We start from the raw sequence: 8,659 nt of genomic DNA, 5'->3' as shown, positions 1-8,659 counted from the left end.
CGGCGGTGACGTCGGCGGCGGGCGCAGCGTGGGGGCCGGGCGCGGCGTGCGGAGCGGGTGCGACGTGGGGGCCGGGCGCGACGTGTGGAGCGGGCGCTGCGGGTGCGGAGGGCGCGCCGGCCGGGGTGCCCGCGGTGGGCGCGTCCGTGGTGGGCGCGTCCGCGGTCCGGACGGTCGTGGAGTCGGTCCGGGCCCCGGTCGTGGCGTCCGGCGCGGGAGCGGAGTGGCGCCGGGCTGCCGCGGGGCGGTTCCGCTGGTGCGGGATGGCCGGTATGCCGTCCATCAGTCGTCCCCCCTGCCTTCCGTCGGTGTAAGGGCCAGTCTGCCCTGTCTTGCGCCCACCCGTCAGCCCGTGTCGGACCGATCACTCCCCAACTAGCTGACGGTTCGTCAGATCGGCGCTACCGTAGTCCGCATGGAGACCTTCCCGAAGATCATCTCGGTGGACGACCACACGGTTGAACCTCCCCATGTCTGGCGGGACCGGCTCCCGTCCAAATACCAGGACACCGGTCCCCGGATCGTCCGCGCCCCCCTGAAGGAAATGACCTTCCTCGGCGGCAGGTTCGCGCCGGTCATGGGGGCCAAGGGCGACGACGGTCCGATTGGCGACTGGTGGGTGTACGAGGACCTGCACCGACCCCTCACCCGCCTCGACACCGCCGTGGGCTACGACCGCGACGAGATCAAGCTCGAGGTCATCACGTACGAGCAGATGCGCCCGGGCTCCTTCTCGGTTCCCGAACGCCTCGCCGACATGGACGTCAACCACGTCCAGTCGGCGCTCTGCTTCCCCACCTTCCCGCGCTTCTGCGGCCAGACCTTCACCGAGGCCAAGGACCGCGAGCTCGGGCTTCTCGGCGTGCGGGCGTACAACGACTGGATGGTGGAGGAGTGGTGCGGCCCCCAGGCGCGCGGCCGCCTGATCCCCCTCACCCTCATCCCGCTCTGGGACGCCCACCTGGCCGCCGCCGAGGTCCGCCGCAACGCGGCGCGCGGCGTGCGCGCGGTCGCCTTCTCGGAGATACCGCCGCACCTGGGGCTCCCCTCGATCCACACCGACGCGTGGGACCCCTTCCTCCAGGCGTGCGACGAGACCGGCACGGTCATCGCGATGCACATCGGCTCCTCGTCGCGCATGCCGTCGACCTCGGCGGACGCCCCGCCCGCGGTCGGTTCCACCATCACCTTCGCCAACTGCTGCTTCTCGATGGTCGACTGGCTGATGAGCGGCAAGTTCGAGCGCTTCCCGAACCTCAGGATCATGTACGCGGAGGGCCAGATCGGCTGGATCCCGTACATCCTGGAGCGCGCGAACGTCGTGTGGGAGGAGAACCGCGCCTGGGGCGGGGTCGCGGACAAGGTGCACCGCCCGCCGTCGGAGCTCTTCGCGGAGCACGTCTTCGGCTGCTTCTTCGACGACCCGTTCGGTCTGCGGAACCTGGACTCGATCGGCGTCGCGAACGTCCTCTACGAGACGGACTACCCGCACTCGGACTCGACGTGGCCGAAGTCGCGCGAGGTGGGGGAGGCGCAGATGTCCCACCTGGCGCCGGACGTGGTGGACCGCATCGTGCGCGGCAACGCCATCGACCTGCTGGGGCTGACGGCCGAAGGGCTGTGGGCGGGGGCGTAGGCGGGTCGGCCGGCGGGCGGGCCGGCGGGAGGCCGGAGGTCCCCTTGCGGCGAAGGTGAAAAACAAGGCATGCTTCGCCGGAGCAAAGTGGGAGGGGCGGTGACGGTGGACAAGCGGACCGTGGTGACCGGGGTGTTGTGTGCGGTGGCGGCGCTGGGCGCGTCCGCCGCCATGACGAAGGTGGTGCCGGCTGCGGAGGGCCGGTCGGAGGCACCCGCCGGGGCGGCGGCTCCGGCGAAGCCCTCGCCGAGCCAATCTTCGCGATCGCAAGCTGCGAAGCAACCTCAGCTGACCACCTCGGCGGTGCCCCGTCCGGGCAGTCCCGCGGCCTTCACCGGCGCCCTGTTCGAGGGCGGCGTACAGGGTGACCACTTCTGCACCGCCACCGTGGTGCACAGCCCGGGCAAGAACATGATCGTCACCGCGGGCCACTGCCTGCTCGCCGGGAAGCACGGCGACGCGGGGGCCGTCTTCGCACCCGCGTACGCGAACGGCGGCGCCCCGTACGGCGCCTGGAGTATCGAGGAGGTCTTCGAGGACACCCGCTGGTCCGAGGGCTCCGACGACGACTACGACCTCGCCTTCGCCCGCCTCGCCCCGGACGCCTCGGGCCGCAACATCGAGGACGTCACGGGCGCCGCGACCCTGGACACCACGGGCCGCTCGGGCGAGGAGATCACCGTCACCGGATACCCGGCGGACCGCAAGGTCCCGCGCACGTGCACGGCGTCGGCGATCCGCGAGACCCCGACCGAGCAGCGTTTCGACTGCGCGGACTTCCCGGGCGGCACGAGCGGCAGCGCCTGGCTCGCCAAGGACGGCAAGATCATCGGGATCCTGACGGGCGGGGACACGGACGACGTCTCGACGAGCACGATCCTGGGCGAGTACGCGGCGACCCTGTACGCGAAGGCCACGGCGGGGCGCTGACCCACCGGCCCACCCGCGGTGCGCGAGCCGTGCCGGGTGCTCGCCATCGCGTCCGTCCCCGGCTCCGGGGCGGACGCGCCCGTGTTTCCCGGCCGCCCACGGCCGCGGAACCTTGGTGCGCGCCGAACTGACGGGTCGTCGGTGATGTCGGTTCCGGTTGGGTACGATGGCGCGCAGCCGTAAACAATCGGCCATTCAACCGCTCGAAGGACTGGATCGGTGTCACCTGGCACGGCGCCCGCAAGGCGGCGGGAGTGCGGCCGCTCTGCGGTCGGGACGGGCGCCGCGGCAGCTGTGGACGGACGGCGCCGGCCCCCCGGCCGCGCCGGGCGCGGGGCGGCCTGCCGTCGGGGAAGCCGGTCCGCGCGTCGCCCGTTGGGCCGGATAGGCGGTCTTCGCCATCCGGTTGTGTCTCTCGTCGGTTCCGGCAAGCAGAATGCTTTTGGCGCTTGACGTGGCCCCGCATCTCTGTCTGAGTCCGTGTAGTTGGAGGTAAAACCGCCCATGGCGGCGAACGGAAGCCCCACCGTCAGAAGGCTCCGGCTGGGCGCGGAACTGCGGCGCTTGCGTCGGGCCTCGGGAATGACGTCCCACCAGGTCGCGAGTCTGCTGCTGGTGTCCCAGTCGAAGATCAGCCTGTTGGAGACGGGGCGTCGCGCCATCAACCCCCGCGACGTGCGCGACCTGTGTGAACTCTACGGTGTCACCGACCAGTCGTTCGTCGCCTCACTGATGCGGATGGCGAAGGAGTCCGGCCGGCAGGGCTGGTGGGTCGCCTACGGCGACGTGCCCTACGGAGTGTTCGTCGGAATGGAGACGGAGGCCGTCTCCATCCACTCGTACGAGCCACTGGTGATGCCCGGTCTGCTGCAGACCCCCGCCTACGCGGAGGCGGTCATCGGGGAGACGAACCCCCACATCACGGCCGAACAGGCCGCCGTCCGCCTCGAAGTGCGGCTACGCCGCCAGCACCGCGCCCACCACCCCGCCCGGCCCTTCCGTTTATGGGTCGTCCTGGACGAATCGGCGTTACACCGCACCGTCGGCACCGCCGACGTCATGCGGGAGCAGCTCGAATTCCTGGACCGCATCAGCGCCCAGCCGCACATCACCGTGCAGATCCTCCCGCACGCCGCGGGAGCCCACCCGGGTCTCTCGGGGCAGTTCTCCATCCTCACGTTCTCCGACAACGACGCGGGAGTCGTGTACCTGGAGCGTTTCACCAGCGATCTCTACCTGGAGAAGCCCGCGGACCGTCAGCCCTACCACTTCATGTACGACCACCTCCAAGCACAGGCACTCGCACCCGAACAGAGCCGTCAGTTCATCCGCGACACCGTGCGCATCCACGCGTGACCTTCCGGGGCGGCCGGCAGGGCCGACGCTCAGCTGTGAGCCCCGCCCCGCCAGCCGGCCAGGGCTCCGCAGGCTGAACACGCCGCACCGCCGTCGGCCTCTCGCACCGGCGCAGGGCCGTCCTGGACCTCGTGCTGGAAGAGCCAGGGGGCATTCGCGTTCCGCTCCAGGACATGTTTGAAGTGCTGCTGGCGCCTCAGCTCGATGACGTCCTTGTGCCGCATCCGGCCCACCCCCGACGACGCCATCGCGCTCCAGAACGCGCCCAGTACCGCACAGATCAGCACGAGCCTCATCAACATGTCCACAGCAGGTCCCTTCCGGTGCCGGGTGCGCGCGTCGAGGGCCCGCACGTGAGCCCCCGGCGACATCTCCACATAACGCAGCGGCATATGCAGAGTTATGCTCCGCGCTCTCATTGCAGCCATGTGCAGCACCCTGTCGGGTTGCAGTAATTTCCTATTGGCGTGCGGCGGCCCGATCTCCGGGACGGGCGGGCGAAAGTGCGCGGATCCGACAGCACGGCGATCTCGCCACCCCCACACGGGCGACACCGAAACCCTCGGGAGAGGGCCCCGGTCCACGCACCGGGTCCCCGCCGATCCGCCGCGTTCCGCTTCGGTGCACTCCTCGCCATCACCGCTCTGAGCTGCGGTGGATCCCGGTCCGGGCGGTTCGCCGCGAGGGCGGGGACGGCGAAAGGAAACGGTCCCCGCGCGTGCGCCGCGCCATCATCACCCGCATGGCTCACACCCCGCCCGGCGCCGGAAGCGTTGGTTGGACTATGACAACAGCAAACCTCGGTGCAATCTTCCATCGGCATTCAGACGACGAGGACGTTCCCCCTCGTTCAGGGGGCGCCAGAATGGGCAAGTGGACTTTCACGCCGGCCCCATCGGACCGGGCCCAGGGTGAGACCGCGGCTCTCCACCATGAAGGTCTGAAAATCGATCTGAATTACTCGTCCTCGATCTTCGAGGATTTCCTGGAAGCGATGAGCTCGATCCGCCACGAGTTCAACCGGCGCTCGCACGGCGCGGCCCTACCCGCCACCTGCGGCACCGACGGCCGATCGAGGCAGGATTCCCTTGTATGAACCATATGGTCATCACGACTGGACCGGCTTCCCCACCCAGCCGGACGTCCGCCCGTTCCGGACGCCGCCGGATCCCGAACCGCACATCGGCATGGGGTATTCGCCACTCGGGGTGGCCCAGGAGAACGGCACGTGGGATCCGGCGGAGGAGCTCGCCTGTCTGCTTCAGGGAAGCATGGGCGATCAGACGCAGTCCTTCGGCCGGGTCGTCCCCGATGAAGTGAACGACACCAGGAGCCGCACGGGACTGGTGGCCGGACAGCCGGGCATCCGGCAGCCGGAAGCCTCCGCGGGGCACCGCCGCCGGCCCGTACGGGCAAAGGCGCCGACAGTCGCCCTGATGCGCACGGGCAGCCTGTGCACCTCGGTGCTGGTCGCGCTCATCGCCGCCGTCGTGAGCATCTTCAGCGGGCTCGCGATCTGCGAAGCGCTACGCCACAGCGCCGTGCCCCACAGCGGCCACGACGTGGTCAGCTGGTGGCCGCTGCTGATCTACGGCCCCTGGATGGTCGCCTCGCTGTCCATCCTCAGGGCGGCCCTGCACCAGCGCCGCGCCGTCCACTCCTGGTCCATCGTCCTGCTGTTCTCGTCCCTCGCCACGCTCTTGTGCGTGGCTCAGGCACCCAGAACGCTCCCCGCCCAGGCCGCGGCGACCCTGCCCGCCATCGCCGCACTCGCCTGCTTCCAGCAACTCGTCCGCCAGATCACGCTCACCCGGCCGCCCCGTCAGCAGACGCCGCGCCACCGCAACTCCAGGCCCGCCCCGGCCCCCAGACTCCACTACGGGGCATGACGGTCACGTCCGGGCAGTCCCCGGACCGCGCCGTTCGGCCGACCGCACGCACCGCCCCGCCCCACGGGCGTTCGTCGGGTGCGGTCGAGGGCGGAGGAGGGAGACTGCGCCCCCGTGTGCGACACGGGCGACGCAGGCGGGACAGTCTCTGACCGCATGGAGAGCGTGGTCCTTCCCGAAATCCGCCGCAGTGATCGTTTTCATCTGAGGAACGACAACCGATTCCGATAAGTCACGGGCGGCCCGCAATCCGGTCGAGACGGCCCCCGCCCGGTACTGCCACGGCCCCCCTGCGCTCCCGCACCCCCCACTGAAAGAGGACAGCAACCATGGCGTACGAGCCTTCATACGCGGAACGGCTCCGGTACAAGCGGCTTCAGGACGCCGGCTACCAGGCGGGCCTGGAGGCCGTCACCAATCTCCAGGCAGCCCTCGCGCTGGCGGGAATGGTGCTCCCCTCGCTGGCCAACGACGGCCCCGTGGGCGCCCGCGGGTTCGTCCGGCTCGGCGGATGCAGCGTCGAGGTCGCCAACCGGCTCGCCGAAGTCATCGCGGCGGGCGCCCACGCCCTCCAGGAGCAGGGCATGTGAGCGTCCCCCGCACCTTGCCCAACGCCGGTCCGGCCCCAGGAGGTCCCTGCATGAAGTGGCGCGATTCCCCGCGCGTGCCGAAACCACGGGAGGCGCTCGACCCCTACCGCTTCCCCGGCATACGCGACTTGGAGGACACCGGGGGCGTGCCGGACGCCCGCCGCCGGGAGCCCTCGCCGATCCCGGAGCCGCAGGAGCGACCTCGCGACCGAACCGACGAAGCGCACCACCGGCGCCTTGAGCTGCACGCCGCACTGACCGCGGCCGGCATCCCGCCGCTCCCCGGAGACCTGCACGCCATCGAAGCCGTCTCCGCCCTGGACGAGGCCACCAACGCGGCCGTCCGGCGATGGGTCGCCGGCGGCCGGTGACTCACGTCGCCGTACGGCCCTGGCCGCCGACCATACCGAGGTGGACGGGCGCGCCCGGCGCGTCGGCCAGCAGCTCGGCGAGGAGCGGCGGCCACAGCGGCTCCCCGAGCGAGGCCAGGGCCGGCTGCGACAGCCAGCGCCAGTGCGCGTCGGGCGACTCGGGTACGGGGTCACGGCGCGGGCCGGTGGTGACGTAGATGTGCTCGTGCTGGCGTACGGGTATGCCCTGGTGGGTGAAGTCGTGCTCCCAGGTGCACAGCAGCCGCTGCGGCTCCAGGTCGGTCCACCCGGTCTCCTCGCGCAGCTCGCGCCGCACGCACTCCTCGGGGGTCTCCCCGGGATCGATCCCGCCGCCCGGCGGCAGCCAGTGGATCCCGACTTCGATGTTGTTCTCACGGAAGAGGAACACCGAACCGCTGGGGGAGAGGACGACAATCCGCGCTGCCTGCCGAGGAGTTCTCATCAGATCAGCGTACGACGAGACCGGTGGCGGGGCGTCGGTACGGAGGCGGGGACCTGCGAACTCGGGGCGGGGGAGGGGGAAAGGGCGGGGTGCCGGAGCCTGAGCTGCGGCCGGCCGGCATCAGAGGGAGTCCGGGGGTTTCCCGGCAGTCCACTGTCCTTCCGTGTCGGTCCGGGCCGTCAAGGGCGCTCCCTGCGGTCGCGTCGCTCCGCGATGTCGCTGCGCTCCACCCTTGACCGCCCGGCCCGCCCCGGAATGCCACAAGACTGCCGGGAAGCCCCCGAAGGAACGGTCAGGGGGGACGTGTTCCCACACGGGTGCGTCAGCGAAGCCGACCTCCCCACCCAGTCCAGCCAACCCCAGCCCACCGGCACCACCAGCCCCGGCCGGACCGGGGGACGCAGCGGACCGCCACACACTCCTCCCGTCTCAGCGTCCGACGACCGCCTGTGGCCGGGCATGACGACCTCGGAAAACATGGGGTGCTTCCAGCAGGGCCGTTGGTAGCTTGCCGGGGTGACCGACCAGCCCTGGAACTCCTACACGCGGGACCGGCTGTATGCAGGGTTTTCCTATCCGGTCGGCCGCTCCTTCATCGAGGGTCCGCTGCGTACCACCGGGCTCCATCTGGATTCGCTGCATCTCTCGTGCCCACAGCCTCGGGAGTGGGAGGAGCAGGGCGGGCTCTTGTTCGCCCGCTGGTTCGCCATGGACAGGAGGCCGGGTCTTGCCTTGCTGTACGTCGAGGCCGTCCCCTCCCACCAGCGGGCGCTGGTGGCCGGTCTGTTGCGGGACGATCTGCTGGAGCGAGCGTGTCGCTGGCTGCACCGGTTGGCCGCGGACCCCGTTTCCGGCTACGCGATGTCCAGTCGTGACTGGAGGGCGCGGCTGCACGAGGGCGAGGTCGTCGTGCAGGAGTCGCAGCGCTGACGGCCAAAACCGGGTGGCGTCACGCGGCGATGACGGCGCCCACGGCAGCTGCCATCGCTGCCGCCGCCGGCTGACCCACCGGGCCCCGGCACCGCATGGCGACAAACGAGCTGATCGCCGCGTGACGGCCTGTACTGCATCCGGTCGTGGGCGGCCTATGTCCAGCCACAGCCGGTCGCCGGATGCTGAGCCGAGACAAGCACGTAGCGATCCGTTGCGAAGGGGCGCGGGATGGGCAATCCGTCACCCTCTGGCTCGGGTTGGCCGGGGTTCGCCGCGCGCCCGGCCCTGACCGTGCTCGATGGTCCTGCCAAGGGGTGGCGGCCGCCCGGAGCGCACGTCGGGCGTCCTTGACATACCCGTTCCTGGTCATCAAACCCCCGTCCATTCCTTCGGGGGCTTCCCGGCCGTCTTATGGCATTCCGGGGCGGGCCGGGCAGTCAAGGGTGGCCGAAGGCCATCGCGAAGCGACGCGACCGCAGGGAGCGCCCTTG

At 70.7% G+C, this 8,659-nt stretch carries 10 protein-coding genes and 1 pseudogene; 8 read left to right on the top strand and 3 right to left on the bottom strand.

Going from position 1 to position 8,659, the window contains the following annotated elements; genetic code table 11:
- A pseudogene (locus tag ACS04_RS38990) lies at nt 1-283 on the bottom strand (hypothetical protein); the annotation flags it as partial.
- A gap of 132 nt (nt 284-415) precedes the next feature.
- Here ACS04_RS38990 and ACS04_RS25875 point away from each other — a divergent pair.
- The 3 genes from ACS04_RS25875 to ACS04_RS25865 all read left to right on the top strand — a co-directional run bounded on the left by ACS04_RS25875 (nt 416) and on the right by ACS04_RS25865 (nt 3,922).
- Nucleotides 416-1,636: an amidohydrolase family protein gene (locus ACS04_RS25875; RefSeq protein WP_048479184.1), complete on the top strand. Its 1,221-nt coding sequence runs from the start codon at nt 416-418 to the stop codon at nt 1,634-1,636.
- A 99-nt stretch (nt 1,637-1,735) separates the two neighbouring features.
- Nucleotides 1,736-2,566: a trypsin-like serine peptidase gene (locus tag ACS04_RS25870; RefSeq protein WP_245236549.1), complete on the top strand. Its 831-nt coding sequence runs from the start codon at nt 1,736-1,738 to the stop codon at nt 2,564-2,566.
- A gap of 504 nt (nt 2,567-3,070) precedes the next feature.
- Entirely contained in the window at nt 3,071-3,922 is an 852-nt protein-coding gene (locus ACS04_RS25865; RefSeq protein WP_048479182.1) for a helix-turn-helix domain-containing protein, read from the top strand.
- Nucleotides 3,923-3,951: 29 nt separating this feature from the next.
- Here ACS04_RS25865 and ACS04_RS25860 read toward each other — a convergent pair whose 3' ends face one another.
- Nucleotides 3,952-4,230: a hypothetical protein gene (locus ACS04_RS25860; RefSeq protein ID WP_209441778.1), complete on the bottom strand. Its 279-nt coding sequence runs from the start codon at nt 4,228-4,230 to the stop codon at nt 3,952-3,954.
- Nucleotides 4,231-4,640: 410 nt separating this feature from the next.
- On the opposite strand from ACS04_RS25860, the gene ACS04_RS38340 reads away from it, so the two are divergent.
- The 4 genes from ACS04_RS38340 (at nt 4,641) to ACS04_RS25840 (ending at nt 6,772) form a co-directional block, all read left to right on the top strand.
- Nucleotides 4,641-5,018, top strand: coding sequence for a hypothetical protein (locus tag ACS04_RS38340; RefSeq protein WP_158977506.1), 378 nt, complete (start codon nt 4,641-4,643; stop codon nt 5,016-5,018).
- A 175-nt stretch (nt 5,019-5,193) separates the two neighbouring features.
- Nucleotides 5,194-5,811 (top strand): hypothetical protein, encoded by a 618-nt coding sequence (locus ACS04_RS25850; protein ID WP_245236548.1) that lies wholly within the window; start codon nt 5,194-5,196, stop codon nt 5,809-5,811.
- A 329-nt stretch (nt 5,812-6,140) separates the two neighbouring features.
- A complete protein-coding gene (locus tag ACS04_RS25845) occupies nt 6,141-6,401 on the top strand; it encodes a hypothetical protein (RefSeq protein ID WP_048479178.1) in 261 nt (86 codons plus the stop codon).
- 50 nt (nt 6,402-6,451) lie between these two features.
- Complete coding sequence (locus ACS04_RS25840; RefSeq protein ID WP_048479177.1) at nt 6,452-6,772, top strand: hypothetical protein; 321 nt, start codon at nt 6,452-6,454, stop codon at nt 6,770-6,772.
- 1 nt (nt 6,773) lies between these two features.
- Here the strand turns inward: ACS04_RS25840 and ACS04_RS25835 are convergent, their stop codons facing one another.
- Entirely contained in the window at nt 6,774-7,235 is a 462-nt protein-coding gene (locus ACS04_RS25835; protein WP_048479176.1) for an NUDIX hydrolase, read from the bottom strand.
- A 516-nt stretch (nt 7,236-7,751) separates the two neighbouring features.
- Here ACS04_RS25835 and ACS04_RS25830 point away from each other — a divergent pair.
- Complete coding sequence (locus tag ACS04_RS25830) at nt 7,752-8,165, top strand: hypothetical protein (RefSeq protein WP_048479175.1); 414 nt, start codon at nt 7,752-7,754, stop codon at nt 8,163-8,165.
- Nucleotides 8,166-8,659 lie beyond the last annotated feature (494 nt).

Origin of the sequence: Streptomyces roseus, from assembly GCF_001044425.1 — a bacterium.
GTDB lineage: Bacteria > Actinomycetota > Actinomycetes > Streptomycetales > Streptomycetaceae > Streptomyces > Streptomyces roseus.
This window is presented reverse-complemented; position numbering and strand designations above follow the sequence as displayed.

What these genes read in the sequence shown, in the direction of transcription:
- ACS04_RS25875 (WP_048479184.1), top strand. Translation starts at nt 416, where the DNA reads ATGGAGACCTTCCCGAAGATCATCTCGGTGGACGACCACACGGTTGAA.
- ACS04_RS25845 (WP_048479178.1), top strand. Translation starts at nt 6,141, where the DNA reads ATGGCGTACGAGCCTTCATACGCGGAACGGCTCCGGTACAAGCGGCTT.
- ACS04_RS25835 (WP_048479176.1), bottom strand. Translation starts at nt 7,235, where the DNA reads ATGAGAACTCCTCGGCAGGCAGCGCGGATTGTCGTCCTCTCCCCCAGC.
- ACS04_RS25840 (WP_048479177.1), top strand. Translation starts at nt 6,452, where the DNA reads ATGAAGTGGCGCGATTCCCCGCGCGTGCCGAAACCACGGGAGGCGCTC.
- ACS04_RS25865 (WP_048479182.1), top strand. Translation starts at nt 3,071, where the DNA reads ATGGCGGCGAACGGAAGCCCCACCGTCAGAAGGCTCCGGCTGGGCGCG.
- ACS04_RS25850 (WP_245236548.1), top strand. Translation starts at nt 5,194, where the DNA reads ATGGGCGATCAGACGCAGTCCTTCGGCCGGGTCGTCCCCGATGAAGTG.